General features: G+C 65.7%; 16 protein-coding genes and 1 other RNA gene. 6 read left to right on the forward strand and 11 right to left on the reverse strand.

Going from position 1 to position 16,988, the window contains the following annotated elements; genetic code table 11:
- Positions 1 to 13 precede the first annotated feature (13 nt).
- The gene (serB, locus tag MA07_RS12285; protein WP_036350912.1) at positions 14 to 922 is read left to right on the forward strand and encodes a phosphoserine phosphatase SerB; all 909 of its coding nucleotides are present in this window, start codon (positions 14 to 16) and stop codon (positions 920 to 922) included.
- A gap of 78 nt (positions 923 to 1,000) precedes the next feature.
- Here serB and MA07_RS12290 read toward each other — a convergent pair whose 3' ends face one another.
- From MA07_RS12290 to MA07_RS12325, 8 genes are all read right to left on the reverse strand, one after another.
- Entirely contained in the window at positions 1,001 to 2,521 is a 1,521-nt protein-coding gene (locus tag MA07_RS12290) for a DegQ family serine endoprotease (protein ID WP_036350914.1), read from the reverse strand.
- An 88-nt stretch (positions 2,522 to 2,609) separates the two neighbouring features.
- On the reverse strand, positions 2,610 to 2,801 hold the full coding sequence (locus tag MA07_RS12295) for a DUF2065 domain-containing protein (RefSeq protein WP_036350916.1): 192 nt from the start codon (positions 2,799 to 2,801) through the stop codon (positions 2,610 to 2,612).
- A gap of 9 nt (positions 2,802 to 2,810) precedes the next feature.
- Positions 2,811 to 3,761 (reverse strand): protease modulator HflC, encoded by a 951-nt coding sequence (hflC, locus tag MA07_RS12300; RefSeq protein WP_036350919.1) that lies wholly within the window; start codon positions 3,759 to 3,761, stop codon positions 2,811 to 2,813.
- The gene (gene hflK / locus MA07_RS12305; protein WP_036350922.1) at positions 3,758 to 4,906 is read right to left on the reverse strand and encodes an FtsH protease activity modulator HflK; all 1,149 of its coding nucleotides are present in this window, start codon (positions 4,904 to 4,906) and stop codon (positions 3,758 to 3,760) included. Before hflK ends, hflC begins: the two co-directional genes overlap by 4 nt.
- Positions 4,907 to 5,043: 137 nt before the next feature.
- On the reverse strand, positions 5,044 to 5,556 hold the full coding sequence (locus tag MA07_RS12310) for a dihydrofolate reductase (RefSeq protein ID WP_036350926.1): 513 nt from the start codon (positions 5,554 to 5,556) through the stop codon (positions 5,044 to 5,046).
- Positions 5,553 to 6,035, reverse strand: a complete 483-nt coding sequence (locus MA07_RS12315) for a GNAT family N-acetyltransferase (protein WP_036350927.1) — start codon at positions 6,033 to 6,035, stop codon at positions 5,553 to 5,555. The genes MA07_RS12310 and MA07_RS12315 overlap by 4 nt, the downstream gene beginning before the upstream one ends.
- 36 nt (positions 6,036 to 6,071) lie before the next feature.
- Positions 6,072 to 6,377 (reverse strand): DUF2293 domain-containing protein, encoded by a 306-nt coding sequence (locus MA07_RS12320; RefSeq protein WP_052003115.1) that lies wholly within the window; start codon positions 6,375 to 6,377, stop codon positions 6,072 to 6,074.
- A 5-nt stretch (positions 6,378 to 6,382) separates the two neighbouring features.
- Positions 6,383 to 7,177 carry a thymidylate synthase gene (locus tag MA07_RS12325; RefSeq protein ID WP_036350930.1) on the reverse strand — a complete coding sequence of 265 codons (795 nt, stop codon included), beginning with the start codon at positions 7,175 to 7,177 and terminating at the stop codon, positions 6,383 to 6,385.
- Positions 7,178 to 7,344: 167 nt separating this feature from the next.
- On the opposite strand from MA07_RS12325, the gene ssrA reads away from it, so the two are divergent.
- Positions 7,345 to 7,701: a transfer-messenger RNA gene (gene ssrA / locus MA07_RS28970) on the forward strand.
- 23 nt (positions 7,702 to 7,724) lie between these two features.
- Positions 7,725 to 8,315: a ClpXP protease specificity-enhancing factor SspB gene (locus tag MA07_RS12330; protein WP_036350932.1), complete on the forward strand. Its 591-nt coding sequence runs from the start codon at positions 7,725 to 7,727 to the stop codon at positions 8,313 to 8,315.
- 9 nt (positions 8,316 to 8,324) lie between these two features.
- On the opposite strand, the gene MA07_RS12335 is transcribed toward MA07_RS12330, so the two are convergent.
- Complete coding sequence (locus MA07_RS12335; protein WP_036350934.1) at positions 8,325 to 9,740, reverse strand: cytochrome P450; 1,416 nt, start codon at positions 9,738 to 9,740, stop codon at positions 8,325 to 8,327.
- A gap of 89 nt (positions 9,741 to 9,829) precedes the next feature.
- Between MA07_RS12335 and fumC the strand changes: the two genes are divergently transcribed.
- The 3 genes from fumC to MA07_RS12350 all read left to right on the forward strand — a co-directional run bounded on the left by fumC (position 9,830) and on the right by MA07_RS12350 (position 11,791).
- Entirely contained in the window at positions 9,830 to 11,224 is a 1,395-nt protein-coding gene (gene fumC / locus MA07_RS12340) for a class II fumarate hydratase (protein ID WP_036350936.1), read from the forward strand.
- A gap of 126 nt (positions 11,225 to 11,350) precedes the next feature.
- Positions 11,351 to 11,539 (forward strand): DUF4169 family protein, encoded by a 189-nt coding sequence (locus MA07_RS12345; protein WP_036350938.1) that lies wholly within the window; start codon positions 11,351 to 11,353, stop codon positions 11,537 to 11,539.
- Positions 11,540 to 11,791: a ribbon-helix-helix domain-containing protein gene (locus MA07_RS12350; RefSeq protein WP_036350940.1), complete on the forward strand. Its 252-nt coding sequence runs from the start codon at positions 11,540 to 11,542 to the stop codon at positions 11,789 to 11,791.
- Here the strand turns inward: MA07_RS12350 and MA07_RS12355 are convergent.
- Positions 11,767 to 15,336, reverse strand: a complete 3,570-nt coding sequence (locus MA07_RS12355; RefSeq protein ID WP_052003116.1) for an AsmA family protein — start codon at positions 15,334 to 15,336, stop codon at positions 11,767 to 11,769. The genes MA07_RS12350 and MA07_RS12355 overlap by 25 nt on opposite strands.
- A gap of 83 nt (positions 15,337 to 15,419) precedes the next feature.
- Complete coding sequence (locus MA07_RS12360; protein ID WP_036351339.1) at positions 15,420 to 16,835, reverse strand: FAD-linked oxidase C-terminal domain-containing protein; 1,416 nt, start codon at positions 16,833 to 16,835, stop codon at positions 15,420 to 15,422.
- Positions 16,836 to 16,988 lie beyond the last annotated feature (153 nt).

Consider the following 16,988-nt stretch of genomic DNA (forward strand, 5'->3'; position numbering starts at 1 on the left):
CCAGGTCTCCCCAATGGCGTCACCTTCGAACTCTCTCGTCGCAACCCTGCTCGCCGATCCGTCCGAGCCGGCCGTCACCGGCGAGATCGTGGCCCTGGCGGCCCAGGCGCTTGGACAAGAAACGGAACAGGTCATTCTGGCAAGGGGGATCGCGGCGGATCTGGTGATATCCAGTACGCACGATGTCAAAGCCGTCGAGGCCGCACTGCGCCAGGCCGTTCAGGACCGGCCGATCGACATTGTCGTCCAGCCGTCAGCCCACCGCCGCAAGCGCCTGTTTCTGGCCGACATGGACTCCACCATGATCGGCCAGGAATGCATCGACGAGCTTGCCGACTACGTGGGGTTGAAGGCGGAGGTGTCCGAGATCACAGAGCGCGCCATGCGCGGGGAGATCGCCTTCGAACCGGCCCTGCGTGAGCGCGTGGCCCTGTTGAAGAGCCTGCCCGTGAGCGTGGTGAGCGAGATCATCGAGAAGCGCATCACCCTCACACCCGGTGGAACGGCGCTCGTCCGGACGATGCGCGCCAATGGCGCCTATACCTGCCTCGTCTCCGGTGGCTTTACCCTGTTCACCGGCCCCATCGGCACCACGATCGGCTTCCATGAGGATCGCTCCAACCGCCTGATCCTCAACGGCGAGAAGCTCGCCGGCCTTGTCGAAGAACCCATCCTTGGTCGCGAGGCGAAGCTTGCAACCTTGATCGAGCTCCGCACGCGCTTCGGACTGGCTCCGCACGAGACGATGGCCGTGGGCGACGGCGCCAACGACCTCGCCATGCTGGGTGAAGCGGGATTAGGCGTCGCCTTCCGGGCAAAGCCAGCGGTGGCGGCCGCGGCTCATGCGCGGCTCGACCATGCGGATCTCTCGGCGCTTCTCTATGTGCAGGGCTATCAGGCAGACGATATCGTGCAGGAATAAGCGAAACTCTCTGAGGCACCCTGAAACAAGAAAGGCGGCCCTGGAGGCCGCCTTTCTGATTGGTGATTTCAGATCAGCTTACTCGATCGACAGGGCCACGAAGCGGACCTCGCCCTGGGCGTTCGCCACGAGAAGCAGGGCCGACTTGCGGTTCTGGGCCTTGAGATCGTCGATCTTCTTAGTCACATCGGCCGGGTTGGAGACCGGCTCCTGGTTGACCTCGACGATCACCTCACCGGCCTGAATCCGCTTGTCGGAGGCGGCCGAGTTCGGGTCGACGCGGGTGATCACCACGCCCTTCAGGTCGTCCTTCAGGCTGAAGCGGCGGCGCAGCTCATCGGTGATGCCGGACATGTTGAGGCCGAGGGCCTGACGGGTTGCCGTCGGAGGCTCGGTCGAGGGCTGCTGCAGGCTTGCCTGCTTCTCGGTGTCCTCGAGACGGCCCAGGGTGACCTGCTTGGTCATCTCCTGGCCCTTGCGGACGATCGTCACGTCGACCGCCTTGCCGACGGGCGAGGAGGCGACGATCCGCGGCAGGTCGCGAGAGTCCTTGACCTCCCTGCCGTCGAAGCGAACGATCACGTCCCCCACCTCGAGACCGGCCGGCTTGGCCGGTCCCTTGTCGTCGATGCCGGCCACGAGAGCGCCGCGCGCCGTGCCGAGATTCAGGGCCTCGGCGGTGGCGTCGTCCACGTTCTGGATGCGGACGCCGAGCCAGCCGCGGCGGGTCTCGCCGAACTGGCGCAGCTGATCGATGATCGGCACCGCCGTGGAGGCGGGAACCGCGAAGCCGATGCCGACCGAGCCGCCGGTGGGCGAAAGGATCGCCGTATTGATGCCGATGACCTCGCCATTCATGTTGAAGAGCGGACCGCCGGAATTGCCCTTGTTGATGGAGGCGTCGGTCTGAATGTAGTTGTCGTAGGGACCCGACTCGATGTTGCGGCCGCGGGCCGACACGATGCCGGCCGTCACGGAGCCGCCGAGGCCGAAGGGATTGCCGATCGCCATGACCCAGTCACCCGGGCGGATGGTTTCGGAGTCACCGAACTTCACGGCCCTGAGGGGCTTGTCGGACTTCACCTTCAGGACCGCGAGATCCACTTTGGAGTCCTTGCCGATGATCTCGGCCTTCAGTCGCGTCCCGTCGGGGAAGATCACGCTGATGTCGTTGGCGTCGCCGATCACGTGATTATTCGTCACCACGATGCCGGACGGGTCGATCACGAACCCGGAGCCGAGCGAATTCGAGCTGCGGGGACGCGAGGGGGAGTTTTCACCACCACCGGGTCCGCCGCCCTGGCCGCGACGGTTGAAGAACTCCTCGAAGAGGTCCTCGAACGGCGTGCCGGGCGGAAGCTGCGGCAGGGTGCGGTTGCGGGCTTCGACCGTGGTCGAGGCCGAGATGTTGACCACCGCCGGCGTGACCTCGTCAGCCAGGTCGGCGAAGGATTCAGGAGCCGAGCGGGCATAGGCCGGCAGCGGCATCGCCGTCGCCGCCAGGGTCAGGACCGCGAAGCAGGACGCGGCAAGCCGGCGCAGGGGACGCTGGGGCAGCACCGCCTTGGAAGGTGCCAGCGCGTTCGTGGCTGTGTTCATCGACAATCCTCTTTCGGAGTTTGTGGATATAGATTGGTTCTTGGCTCCGGCATTCAAGCGGGCTGGGCAGCGGACACTTGGCCGCCGTCTAGCCGAACTGACGCACAAGCCAGATTACCCCGAGGCCGAGCACAGCCGAAATGATGCCGACGATCCGCATCTGGTCGCTCGGGCTGTGAGCGGCCTCGTACATGGCCCGGCGCATCCCATCCGGGAAGGCTGCAAATAGAATGCCCTCGACCGCGAGAGCGAGGCCGAGGGCTGCAATCAAGTCCAGCATCAGGCAGGCTTATTGGGCCGGAGCCGGTTGAGCCGGCGCAGGCGCCGGTTGGGCCGGGGCTGGTTGCGCCGGCGAGCTTCCACGACCGCGCTGACCCGTCGGATCATTGAAATAGCGGAAGAAGTCGGAATCCGGGCTCAACACGAGGCGGGTGTCATTCCCCCTCAGTCCTGCCTCATAGGCCTGCATGGACCGGTAGAAGGCGAAGAACTCCGGATCCTGCCCGAACGCCTCCGCGAGGATGCGATTGCGGTCGGCATCGCCCTGACCGCGCAACTCCTCGGCCTGACGGTTGGCCTCAGCCCGGATGACCGTGGCCTCGCGCTCGGCTCGGGCGCGAATCGTCTGCGCCTGCTGCTGACCGTTGGCACGGATATCGGCCGCCTCGCGCTCACGCTCGGTGCGCATCCGCTGATAGACCGCCTGGCTGTTCGCGGCCGGCAGATCGACGCGAGTGAGGCGCACGTCGATCATCTCGATGCCGAGGCTTGCCGCCTGCCGGTTCACGTCATCCTGGATGCGGTTCATCAGAGCGGACCGATCCGTGCGCACGATGGCATCGCGCGAGGCGCTGGCCAGAACGTTACGCATGGCCGAGTTGGTGAAGCTCTGCAGCCGCTGGTTTGCCAGAGCGACGTTGCCGACAGCCTGATAGAAGCGCAGCGGATCGACAATCCGGTAGCGGGTGAAGGCGTCGACCTCCAGGTTCTGCCGGTCGGCCGACAGAAGGGTCTGGACCGGCAGATCAAGATCGAGCACCCGCTTCTCGAAATAGGTGACGTTGTCGATCAGCGGCATTTTGAACTTCAAGCCCGGCTCCGAGATCGCCGACTGCACGGCACCGAAGCGCAGCACCAGGGCATACTGGGTCTGCTGCACGATAAAGATCGAGCTGTAGAGGACGATGGCGATCAGGCCCACCAGGATGAGGAGGCCTGTGCGAAGAGTCGAACCGTTCATCGCGTGGCTCCCTGCTGCGGATTGGCGGCATTGCCTTGTGGCTGCAGCCGTTGCTGCATCTGGTTGAGCGGCAGGAATGGCACAACACCCTGCCCGTTCTGATCCACGATGATCTTGTCGACGCCGCCGTAAACGCGCTCCATCGTCTCAAGGAAGATGCGCTCGCGGCTGACGTCGGGAGCCTTGCGGTACTCCTCATAGACCTGACGGAAGCGGGCAGCCTGACCGGACGCGTCGGCAACCGACTGCTCGCGATAGCCTTCGGCCTGCTGCACGGTGCGGGCGGCTTCGCCTCGGGCCTCGGGAACGACGCGGCTGGCGAAGGCGCCTGCCTCGTTCTGCACGCGCACCGCATCCTGCTGAGCGGCGTTCACGTCGAAGAAGGCCTGCTGGACCTCCGACGGCGGCCTGACCGCCTGGAGCTGAACGACGTTGATCAGCACGCCGGCGCCGTAGGCATCCAGGGCTTCCTGCATGATCTCGCGGACTTCCTGGGCAACGCTGGCCTGCTCGGTGGTGAGAATGGCCTGGATGTTGCGGCGGCCGATGACCTCACGCATGGCGCTCTCAGCCACCGACTTGATGGTGCCGTCAGGGTTCTGCAGGTTGAAGACGTAATCCTGCGGACGAGCCGGGTTGATCTGCCAGACCGCATCGAAATCGATATCGACGATGTTCTCGTCTGCGGTGAGCATCAGGCTCTCTTCGATGACGTCGCGGGCACGCCCCTGGCCAGTCGGGGTGGAGCGGTATCCCACCTCGACCCGTTGCTGAGCGGTGACGTTGGGCTTCACCACGCGACCGATCGGGTAAGGCAGGTTGTAGCGCAGACCCTCGCCGGAGGTTCCCGTGAAGCGGCCGAAGATCATGTTGATGCCGACCTCGTTCGGCCGCACCGTGTAGAAGCCGGTGAGCAGCCAGACGGCAATGACACCCAAGACGAGAATGATCAGACCCCGGCCTCCCATGGAGCCGCCGGGGATGAAGTCCTTCAGCCGGTCCTGGCTGCGGCGCAGAATATCTTCGAGATCCGGGGGATTCCCGTTCCCCTGCGGACCGCCCGAGCCCCACGGGCTCTTGCCGCCCCCTGATCCACCACGCTGCCCCCAGGGGCCACCGCCGCCGCTTTGGTTACTCCAAGGCATAGGACGCCTTTCCTCACTTGCGAAGAGACCGGCCGAAACAGCCGATAAGAACTCGAGACGGTTGTGGGTGTTGCCTCTTCCGCCTGTCAAGCCTGCGAATTGGGGATTGTGAAGCGCTTCGTCAACCTTGAGGCGGCTCAACGACGCCTTTCGAGATCAATAAAGGTAAACGGATGCTCGTCATCCGGGCCTTTCGGATGGTCCTCGCGCCTCACCTCGCGAAACTGTGACCGGTCGAAGGCCGGAAAGACCGCGTCGCCCTCGGGCGCCGTATGGACCTGGGTCAGGAAGAGGGTCTGCACATGCGGCAGGGCCAGGGCATAGATCTCCGCCCCGCCGGCCACGGCAACCGCATCGGCTCCTGCCTTGGCGGCGAGCTCTTCCCCTTTGGCTACGGCCTCTTCCCAGGTGTGGGCCACATGTACGCCCTCGGCTGAGAATTCGCTATCGCGGGTCAGCACGATGGTCTCCCGGCCCGGCAGGGGTTTACCGATCGACTCGAACGTCTTGCGCCCCATGATCATCGGCTTGCCCATGGTGAGACGGCGGAAGCGTCCGAGATCCGTCTTGATGCGCCAGAGCAGGCGGTTGTCCCGCCCGATCACGCCATTCTCCGCCATGGCGACCACAAGAATGAGGGGAATGGTCATGGCTCCTCCGCCAGTCGTTGCAAGGCCTCGCCGGTCACGCGCTGCACCGTCCATTCGTCCATCGGCATCGCCCCGATGGCGCGGTAGACCTTGAGCGCCGGCTCGTTCCAGTCGAGCACCCACCATTCGAGGCGCGCCAGCCCTTCCGCCATGCAGCGGCGGGCCAGATGCCGCAGCAGGGCCCGGCCGATTCCCTTGGAGCGGAGCTCGGGCCTCACGAAAAGGTCCTCGAGATAGATCCCGTGGCGGCCGCGGAAGGTCGAGAAATTATAGAACCACAGAGCAAAGCCGGCGGGCTCGCCCTCCCACTCGGCAATGTCCGCGAAGACGCGCGGATTGGGGCCGAAGAGCGCCTTCGCAACGTCGGCCTCGGTCGCATCGACCTCATGCGCCAGCCGCTCATATTCGGCGAGTTCACGGATGAAGCGGAAGATCAGGGCCGCGTCGGACGCTATGGCAGGTCGGATCGAGAGGGTCATGGTTTGTTGTGACGATTCCAGCTGGAAGTGTCGAGCTTATTCCGTTTCGTCCTCGGCCTGAACGCGCCGCGGCGAACCCCACTCCTCCAGGACGGCGTTCATGTCGTCCAGCACGAAGAAACGGGCGCTCTCCTGATCGTAGCCGTCGTCCAGAAGGCTGTCGTAATCCGTCAGCCTGTGGCGGATATAGGCGGTGAGGGACAGCCAGGCTGCGGCCTCCGGCGAGGCGCCGTGCAGGCCGCGGCTGGCCAGCGCGTGATCGGTCACAGCCTCGAACTCGTGCCGCGGAATGCGCGGAGCGAGGATGCGGACGGCGCTCTCGATGGCCTCGCGCCTGTTCATGACGGTCAGACCGCGACGGGAGCCTTGATGGCCGGGTGCGGGTCGTAATCCTCGATGGCGATGTCGTCGTAGGTGAAGTCGAACAGGGACCGCACCGACGGATTGAGCCGCAGCTTCGGCAGGGATCTCGGCTCCCGGGAGAGCTGAAGGCGGGCCTGCTCCAGATGGTTGAGGTAGAGGTGCGCGTCGCCGAAGGAATGGACGAAGTCGCCGGGCTGGAGGCCGGTTGCCTGCGCCATCATGTGCGTGAGAAGCGCGTAGGAAGCGATGTTGAAGGGCACGCCCAGGAACACGTCCGCCGAGCGCTGGTAGAGCTGGCAGGAGAGCCGCCCCTCCGCGACGTAGAACTGGAACAGGCAGTGGCAGGGCGCCAGCGCCATCTTGTCGAGATCGGCCGGGTTCCAGGCGGAGACGATCAGGCGGCGGCTGTCCGGGTTGCGGCGGATCTCGTCGAGAACCCAGCGGATCTGATCGACCGTCCCGCCATCAGGCTTGGTCCAGGAGCGCCACTGCTTGCCGTAGACGGGACCGAGATTGCCGTTCTCGTCCGCCCACTCGTCCCAGATCGAAACACCGTTCTCCTTGAGGTAGCGGATGTTGGTGTCGCCCTTCAGGAACCAGAGCAGCTCATGGATGATGGAGCGCAGGTGCAGCTTCTTTGTGGTGACGAGCGGAAAACCCTCGCTGAGATCGAAGCGCATCTGGTGGCCGAACACGGAAATCGTGCCCGTTCCGGTCCGGTCGTCCTTGCGGACGCCCTCGTCCATGATGCGGCGGATAAGATCGTGATAGGCCTGCATGCGGTACTCCTCCCCCAATCATAGGGCAGCGACAACCGCCTTCCGAGTCGCCTGTTCGCTATTCCTGTGAATCGGTTAATCCCCGGAGCTGACGGCCGAACGATCGCTTCTTGACCAATGGGGCATCTCCCCGGTGGTCATATTTGATTGCCACCCAGGCGCACCCCGCTCTTTCAAAATCCGTCCGCCCTGCCTATATTGGGGGTGCCGGTCGCAAGATCGGCTATGGCGATAAACGGCTATCGGAATAAACCCATCGGACCCGGGGGCGGTACCCGGCGCCTCCACCAAAATCCAGGCAGGATCTGGCTTTCGGCGGGGGCGAAATAGGATCGACGAGGGCGTAAAGGGTAGACTTTCGCTCGGCATGGTTCCGCCGTTATCGGGCCGAATCTATAGTTGCCAACGACAACTATGCTCCGGTTGCAGTGGCTGCGTAAGCGGTCCCTAAAGCCGAATCAAAGCCCTTGCGGTTAGCACCGTAAGGCGGGGTCCGGAGGCACCTGGCAACAGAAGCCTCCACTTTTGTCTCTGCAAGGGCTCGCGCATGGCCGGTGGTAAAGACCTGATCCGCTACGATCTTCTGGTGCAGGACGCCCTCAAGGGTGTCGTGCGCAAAGTGCTGATCGATGCCAAGGACGGGCTTCCGGGCGAGCACCATTTCTACATCTCCTTCCAGACGGATTTTCCCGGCGTTCGCCTGTCGAACCGCCTGCGCGAGAAGTACCCGCAGGAGATGACCATCGTTCTCCAGCACCAGTACTGGGACCTGAACGTCACCGAGCACACCTTCGAGGTGGGGCTCTCCTTCTCCGGCATCCCGGAGCGGCTGCTGATCCCGTTCGATGCGCTCACGGGCTTCTTCGATCCGTCCGTCCAATTCGGCTTGAAGTTCGACAGCCAGGATGAGGACGAGGAGGAAGCCCCCGAGGCCGCACCCGCGCCTCAGCCGGCGCGCGGCCCCTCCGATCCTGTGGAACTGAAGCAGCCCCGCAAGGCGCTGCCCGCAGCGGAGAAGCCGGCAGCGGCCCCCAAGGCCGAACGGGTCGAGGCGCCTGCGGAGCAGGCTCCCGAGTCCGACGCCGCCTCAGGCACTGCCGAGGTGGTCAGCCTCGACGCCTTCCGCAAGAAGAGCTGAACCTACCCTCTACGCTTCGACCAAAGCCCCTTTGCGCACACGCTGCGTCACGCGCATGGGCAGGCCGCCGCCTGGCCTCAAGGTGATGCGTTGAACGGGTTCCACAGCGTGTCCCTCCACGAGATCGAGCCGCATGGACCGGGCGATGGCCGCCAGCACGATCACGGCCTCCTGCAGCGAGAAGCTCGCGCCGATGCAGACCCGTGGACCCGCTCCGAAGGGCAGATAGGCGAAGCGGTCGATCTGCTTGCGGTTCTCAGGAAGGAAGCGCTCGGGCCGGAAGGCATCGGGCTCGTCCCACAGCCTCCGGTGGCGGTGCAGCACGTATGGCGCGATCGCCACCATCGATCCGGCCGGGATCTCGAGATCCCCGATCCGATCGTCCGCGATGGCCGTGCGGCTCATATAGGGTGCGGGCGGATAGAGCCGGACGGCCTCGTCGATCACCGCGCGGGTATAGACGAGCCGCTCCAGGTGATGCGGCTCGATCGGCCCCTCACCCAGCACCTCGTCCACTTCCTGCTCGACCCGGGCGCGGGCGTGTTCGTCCTGAGAGAGAAGGTAAAGCGACCAGGACAGGGCATTGGCCGTGGTCTCGTGACCGGCGCCGATGAAGGTGACGATGTTCGTTCGCACCTCGATGTCGCTGAGACCCTTGCCGGTCTCGGGATCCGCCGCCTCGAGCAGAAGGGTGAGCAGATCGCGGGGAGCAGGCTCGCCGCTGGCGAGCAGCGCCTTGCGCGCGTCGATCAGCGCGTTGACGGTCTCCTCGAAGAACTGGATCGACGGCCTTGCGCGCAGGCGCCCGATCCTGGGCACCCAATCCGGGAAGCCGAAGATGTCGAGCGGATCGACGCGGCCGATGGAGTTGAAGTAGCGGGTGATCGCCCGACCCAGGGCATCCGGGTCCTTCGGCACCCCTTGAGTGAAGATGGTCCGCTCCAGCACGTCGAGGGTCACGCGGGTCATGTCGAGAGCCGCATCGACCACGCGTCCGTCGGGCCGTCTCTGCCAGCGCCTGACCAGACGATCCGCCGCCTCCACCATGGCCGGAAAGAAGCCCGTGACCGTGCGCGGGGTGAAGAGCGGCGCGAGGGTGCGGCGCTGGAGCCGCCATTCGTCGCCCTCGGCCGTCACGAGGCCGCGGCCCAGCCCTGGGGCCAGGATCCGGATCTGCAGGTCGTCCTTGCGGTAGTTGGCGACATTGTCCACCAGGATGTGGCGGATGCCGGCAGGATCGCTCACCACCGTCATGCGGCCCAGGGCTCCCTCCCCCGTGACCACCGGCTCCTCGAAATGCGCCTCCATCCACATGTTCAGGGGGTTCTCGCGCACGGCGCGCAGGAAGGCCACCATGCCGAGCAGCTCGGTGCGGGGCTTGGGGTGAGGCGGGCGGAAAAGGGGCGTTTCCAGGGTGTCGCTCATGCGAATTTCCAAGGCCTCCGATGCGCGTTCGCGGTTGCGAGCGCCATCATTTGAGATAAGAACACGCAACTCCATCGAAAGAGGTCAGGATGTCGCCCTCCACCCGCATCGAAACAGATACCTTCGGCCACATCGACGTTCCCGCCGACAAGTTCTGGGGCGCCCAGACGCAGCGTTCCCTCCAGAACTTCCGCATCGGGACCGACCGGATGCCGCTGCCCCTGGTCCATGCGCTGGCCATCGTGAAGCAGGCTGCGGCCCTTGTGAACAAGGATCTGGGCAAGCTGGAGCCGCGCCTGGCCGATGCCATCGCGGCCGCCGCCGCCGACGTGGTGCAGGGCAAGTACGACGACGAGTTCCCGCTCGTGGTGTATCAGACGGGCTCGGGCACCCAGTCCAACATGAACATGAACGAGGTTCTCTCGAACCTTGCCATCGAGCGCCTCGGCGGCGAGCGCGGCAGCAAGAAGCCCGTTCACCCCAACGACCACGTGAACATGGGCCAGTCGTCCAACGACTCGTTCCCCACCGCCATGCACATTGCGGTGGCCCGTGAAGTCCATGACCGCCTGTTGCCGGCCCTCAAGCACCTGCTGAAGGCCCTGGAGGACAAGCAGGAAGCCTTCAAGGATCTGGTGAAGATCGGCCGCACGCACCTGCAGGACGCCACCCCGGTCACCCTTGGCCAGGAATTCTCCGGCTATGCCGCGCAGGTCCGCCTCGGCATCGCCCGCATCGAGCAGACGCTGCCCGGCATCTATGCCCTGGCCCAGGGCGGCACCGCGGTCGGCACCGGCCTCAACGCCCATCCCGAATTCGCCGACCGCTTTGCCTCGAAGGTGGTTGAACTGACCGCCCTTCCCTTCACCTCGGCTACGAACAAGTTCGAGGCGCTCGCCTCCAACGACGCGCTCGTCTACACCCACGGCGCTCTGGCGAGCTTGGCGGCTGGCCTGTTCAAGATCGCCAACGACATCCGCCTGATGGGCTCAGGCCCCCGCTCCGGCATCGGCGAGATCTCCCTGCCCGAGAACGAGCCCGGATCGTCGATCATGCCCGGCAAGGTCAACCCGACCCAGGCGGAGGCCATGACGATGCTGTGCTGCCAGGTGGCCGGCAACCAGACCACCGTCACCTTCGCGGGCAGCCAAGGCCATTTCGAGCTCAACGTGTTCAAGCCGGTGATCGTGAATGCCGTGCTGCAGTCGATCCGCCTGCTGGCGGACGGCGCGGTCAGCTTCACGGACAACTGCGTGGTCGGCATCGAGCCGAACAAGGACCGCCTCAAGGAGCTGATGGAGCGTTCGCTCATGCTCGTGACCGCCCTGGCTCCGATCATCGGCTACGACAAGGCGGCCGCCATTGCGAAGTCGGCGCACAAGAACGGCACGACGCTCAAGGAAGAGGCCCTCAAGGCCGGCGTCTCGTCCGAGGACTTCGACGCCGTGGTTCGTCCCGAGACGATGCTGCAGCCGGGCGAATAAGGCAGCGCATCGTGCGGAAAAGTGGCTCCGGTTTTACGCACCGAACGATGCGCCGCTTAGAAAAGGCAGCATCGCCTGAGTCCCAAAAGTGCATTCCACTTTTGGGGCCGATGCTGGCGTCGCGCCATGGCTGAGATCATCAATCTGCGCCAGGCGCGCAAGAACAAGGCGCGGGCCGACAAGGAGGCCCGCGCCGAACAGAACCGTGTCAGCTTCGGCCGCACAAAGGCCGAGAAGACGCTGACCAAGGCCGAGCAGGACATGGCGAAGAGCCGCCTCGAGGCCCACAAGCGCGATCCCGACGAGACGCCGTGAATGGGCTTTGCGGTTCTCAAGCGCTCCGTCTCCATTGCCGGCCACCGGACGAGCATCTCCCTTGAGGAGCCGTTCTGGGAGGGCCTGAGGGAAATCGCCGAGCGGGAGACAATCTCCGTTCAGGCCCTGATCGGGCGCATCGATGCGGAGCGCGGCGAGCAGAACCTGTCCTCAGCCATCCGGGTCTTCGTGCTCAATGACGTGCGAAGCCGGTTGGAAGCCGCCGATCAGCGTACCGGCGGCGCCCCGTAGACCGACGGCGGGGGAGCCACTTCGACCGGCGGATTGAGGGGCGGCAGCGAGGTCTGCGACGGGGTCGGCTCAGGCTCCTCCGGCTGTCTCCGCTGCTCCGATTGCAGACGCTCCGCCTCCCGGCGCACCCGCTCCGCCTCGGCCCGAGCCCTGGCTTGGCGAAGCGCCTCCTCTTCGGCCGCCTTCACCCTCTGGCGCTCGGCCTCGCGCTGCGCATCGATCTGGCGCTGGCGCTCCGCGGCCGCGCGTTCAAAGGCCTCGATCTTCTCCAGCTCCCGCTTGAGCACGATGGCGGCCAACCCGTTGCGGAACGGTCCCGCGTCGATCTGGCGAACGGGAGCCGTCAGGGAGCCCTGCCAGTTCAAGCCGATCGACGGCGGGGCGCCGACCCATTCGGCAGGCGCCGTCTTGGCCGTGAGAGCCCCGCGGGCATCGAGTTGGAGATTCTTCAGGTCGTAGGTGATGCCGCCCTGCCAGACGGCCGGTCCGCTCTCGGCCACGAAGGGCGAAAGCCGCAGCACCCCGCTCACGAGGGCCGCCGAGGTTCGCACCAAACCCGTGCTCAAGGGTGCCCGTCCAAGCTCCATGCCGAGGATGGCCTCTGCCTTGCCCTCGACCAGGGGATCGGTCTCCGCGAGAGCACGCCTGAGCGCGCGGTCGAAGACGTTGGGGTCGGCCGCCGGGATGCGGAGATTGCTGACCTGCCATTCGCCGGCGCCGCCGAGATTCGCGACGAGCTCCGAGATGCTCGACCCCGCTGCCCCGAACCGGAGCGGACCGGATAGAACGGCCTCGAAAGGCGTGGATCCTGTCAGGGCCCACAAGGGGACCCTATCCAGGGCTCCCTCGCCCACGACGGTGGCAACCGCTCCCTGCCGGGTGATCGTTGCCGTGCCGGTGATCCTGCCTGGGCCGATCGTCGCATCCAGATTGCGGATGGAAATCCCATCCGGCTGGGCTCCGACGACGAACGCCGCCCGCGTGGCCTGGAGACCGCGGCCCAATTCGAGGGCCCCGACCCGGAAGGTGACCTGCCCGCCGGTGACGAGGCGCCCGCTCTGGCCGAACTGGGCCGTGGACCAGATCGCGTTTGTGGTTTGATCGCCCGGCACGTTGAGTGCCAGGGCCGCCGCCAGCCACGGCATGGAGAGACGGCCCAGGGAGACCTCGCCGCCGATCTCCGATCGCGAGGCGGCCACAAGGCGCGCCTGCACGGGTTCGTTGGAGACCTTGGCGTTGATATCGAAAAGGGTCGCGCCGCGCTCCCGGCCGAGGGTCACGCGCCCGCTCACCGGTACCGGCGGGGCCACGCCCGCCCCATCGCCAAGCAGGCGCAGGAAGGGCGTGATGTCGGGCGTTGCGATTTCCGCCTCGCCGCTGTCCACCACGTCGTCGCCCTCGCTCAGGGCGAACGGCTTCGTCGTCGCCACCTTCACGCCGGCGACATCTCCGGTAAGGGCAACGCTGAACCGGCCGGATCCGGCGCGGGAGCCGCGGAGATCGAGTTTAGACGGCTGGTTGAGGCCGGCCATGTTCGCGCGGTTCACCCATCGGCCGGTATTGTCGGTGGAGAGGCTGAGGGTCAGGCTCTCAGTTCGCCCGTCGATGGATTCGACCTGCCCCTCGAACGGCCCGCCGGCCATGCGGCCCGTAGCCGTCGTGCGCAGGCGCAGCTCGGTCGAGCCAGGGGCAGGCGCCACCCGCTCGGAAGCGACGTCGAGATCGAGCGCCCCTTCGCGAACGAAATGCGGCACGAGCTTCGAGATCCCGCCGATCCAGACGCTCCCGAGGAGATCGACCAGGGGATCGGCACGCTGAGCCGTGACCTTGCCGGAGATCCGACCAGAGCCGTCCGGGGCGATCCGCCCGCGCACCCGGGCATTAGCCCCGGCAAGATCCACGATGTCGAGGGTCTCGACCAACAGTGCCGGACCGTCGGAAAGGATGCGCGCCGTGATCCGCCCCGTGGCCGGGCTCTTGCCGGCGCTGACACCGCGCGCATCCAGGATGAACCCGATATCGAGTTTCTCGGTTGCCTGGAACATGCTCGAGACCTGGGGCAGATCGTCGAGATTCAGGCCTTGAAGGCCAACCTGCGCTTCAAGCCTGCCGCGCTCGTTCGCCTCCGGGGCCGTGTATCGGACATTGCCGGTGAGCGTGGACTCGCCCATCTTCAGCCGCAGCCGGTTGAAGGACAGAACGGGGTTGGAGAAGGCGACCTCTGAGGAGAGTTCCACGGGGCGCCCATCCAGGGCCTTCAGAAGCGGCGAGTTCAGGTTGATCTTGGCAAGGTAGCGCGCGAGACGGTCGGACGCTTTCGAGGCCAACGCCACCTTGCCGTTGATGCCGCCCCTCGTGGTCAGGCCGAGCTGGCCTTCGAGAGCCACCTTGGTGTCGCCCGGAGCCGTGAACTCGATGCGGTCGAGCCTTGCCCGCCCGGTATCGAGGGAAAGGCGCAGATTGGCATTGGTCAGATCCTCCTGGCCCAGGCCGATGCTGTCGATCTTGAGATCGAGATCGATGGGCACCCGGATCAGCGGCAGGGACCATTGCTGCATGCGGCTGGCAAAGTCCTGCCCGTTGCCGGACAGGATGAAGCTGTCCGCATCGAGCCTGCGCCCCTCGAGACGCAGCGATATGCGCGGATCGTTGAGGCCGACCCGTCCCTCGCCGGTCATCCGCAGGCTCGCCCCGCCCTCCCCCGCTTCCAGGCTGACGGGACCGAGCTCGACGGCGCCCGGCACAGTCTTGAACTCGGTCTCGACGGTGACCGGGATCGGGATGCCGGCCGCGGCAACCTGCGCCGGAGGGCCGAACAGGATCTTGGCCTTGCCCGAGACATTCGGGGTCGCAGCCTCGCCGGTGCCCCCATCCAGCCCGAGCCGGGCATCGAGATCGAAGCGCGGATAGATGTCGCCACCGCCGGAGAGCTTGACCTGGATGGTCTTGTCCTCGGCCAGTTCTCCGGTCACGAGCCGGAAGGGAACGCCGGATGTGGTCCCCTCGACGCGCCAGGGGCCGATGAGCTTCTGGCCCTCGATGAGGACGTTCTCGGCAAAGGCCTGATTGGTGCGGCCGGTGCTCGCGCTTTGCGTGGTCACCAGGAGCTGACCGACGGCAAGGTTCTCGATGGCCCATTCCCGGGCCCGGCCGCTGCCCGAGACCAGCTCCGGCGGCAGGCGCCACTCGCCGTCTCCGGAGACCGGGATGCGAATATCGGCGCGTCCCACCCGCGTTTCCGTGAACCGCACCTCGCCCCGCAGCAGGGGCGTGAGGGCAACCTCGGCCCACACGTTGTCGGCGGTCAGGACCGGGGAGTCCGGGGTCTTCCCGCCGAGCCTGAGCCGGTCGAGGATGATCCTCGGTTCAGGCAGCAGGCGAATGCCGATCTCGCCTTCGGTCTGCGCCTCCGTTCCCGACGCGCGCGCGATCATCTGGTCGATCGTATCGCGGTGGGCCTCCCAGGAGATGAAGGGAGGCGCCGCCACGGCAATCGCCAGGATCAGGATCACGATGGATGCGATGATCGTCAGGATATCGCGCAAGAAGCCGCCTTTTCTCCGTTACTCTGACACGTCCTTACCCCATGAAGGCAAGGACCGGGAGCGCTGTTCACCGTGTTCCACCGTCAAAGCGCGATGATCTTGCCCGGATTCATGATGTTGTGAGGGTCGATAGCCTGTTTCAAGACGCGCATGAGGCCGAGCGCCGCCGGTCCGTGCTCGATCTCCAGGTATTTCATCTTCTTCTGGCCGACCCCATGCTCGCCCGTGCAGGTGCCCTCCATGGCCACCGCCCGCCGCACGAGCCGGTCGACAAAAGCCTCGCAGGCCTCGATTTCCGCCGGATCGTCCGTGTTCACGAGGGGCTGGACGTGGAAATTGCCGTCGCCCACATGGCCCACGATGGGGGCGATGAGCCCGCTTTCGAGAATATCCTGCTTCGTGGCATCGACGCATTCGGCCAGACGCGAGATCGGAACGCACACGTCCGTAGCCACCGATTGAGCCCCCGGCCGCAGGCCCTTGGCGGCCCAATAGGCGTCATGCCGGGCCTGCCAGAGGCGCGAGCGCTCCTCGGGCTTCGTGGCCCACTCGAACGGCCCGCCACTGAACTCGGCCGCGATCTCGCCGAAGCGCTCGGCCTGCTCCTGCACCCCGGCCTCGGAGCCATGGAATTCCATGAGCAGCAGCGGGCTCTCCGGCAAGGTAAGCTTGGAATGAAGGTTGACCGCCCTCACCTGCACCTCGTCGAGCAGCTCGATGCGGGCCACCGGGATGCCGGACTGGATCGTCATGATCACGGCGTCGCAGGCTGCCTTCACGGATGGGAATGGGCAGATGCCGGCCGAGATCGCCTCGGGGATTCCATTGAGCTTAAGGGTGATCTCGGTGACGATGCCCAGCGTTCCTTCAGAGCCGATCAGAAGCCGCGTGAGATCATAGCCGGCCGAGCTTTTCTTGGCGCGGCTTGCGGTCTTCACGATCTCGCCATTGGGCAGCACGGCGGTGAGCGCCAGCACCACGTCCTTCATGGTCCCGTAGCGCACCGCGTTGGTGCCGGAGGCCCGTGTGGCGACCATGCCGCCGATGGAGGCATCGGCGCCGGGATCGATGGGGAAGAACAGGCCCTTGTCCCGCAGGTGCTCGTTGAGCTCCTTGCGGGTCACGCCGGCCTCGACCACGCAATCCAGATCCTCGTCATGAACGGCGATGATGCGCTTCATCAGGCTCAGGTCGATGGAAACGCCGCCGTACGGGGCGTTGACGTGCCCTTCCAGCGACGTGCCGGTGCCGTAGGGGATGATCGGGATCTCGTGCGCGGCGCAGAGCTTGACGACCTCCGCCACCTCTTCCGTCGTCCGAGGATAGACCACGATGTCCGGCGGCTGGTTCTTCACCCAGGTCAGGGAATGCCCATGCTGCTCGCGCACGACGGCCGAGGTGGCGACCCTGTCGCCGAGGCGCCCGGACAACTCTGACTGCAAGGAGGCAAGGGCGGTATCCGTCGCCTTCTGGCGGACGGCAGCGTGAGGCGCATTCATGGAGGCTTCAGATCCGGTTGTGATGTTCAGGTCACCCATAGCTACCAGAACCGTTGCAAAGGCAACACTGCGATGAGAAAGATGCCGCACCCCTCATGCACAAGCCGCCAGCTCGTGCTAACATTGTTTCTTCCGGCGCCAAGGGATGAGCCT

It is taken from the genome of Microvirga sp. BSC39 (assembly GCF_000739015.1).
GTDB lineage: Bacteria > Pseudomonadota > Alphaproteobacteria > Rhizobiales > Beijerinckiaceae > Microvirga.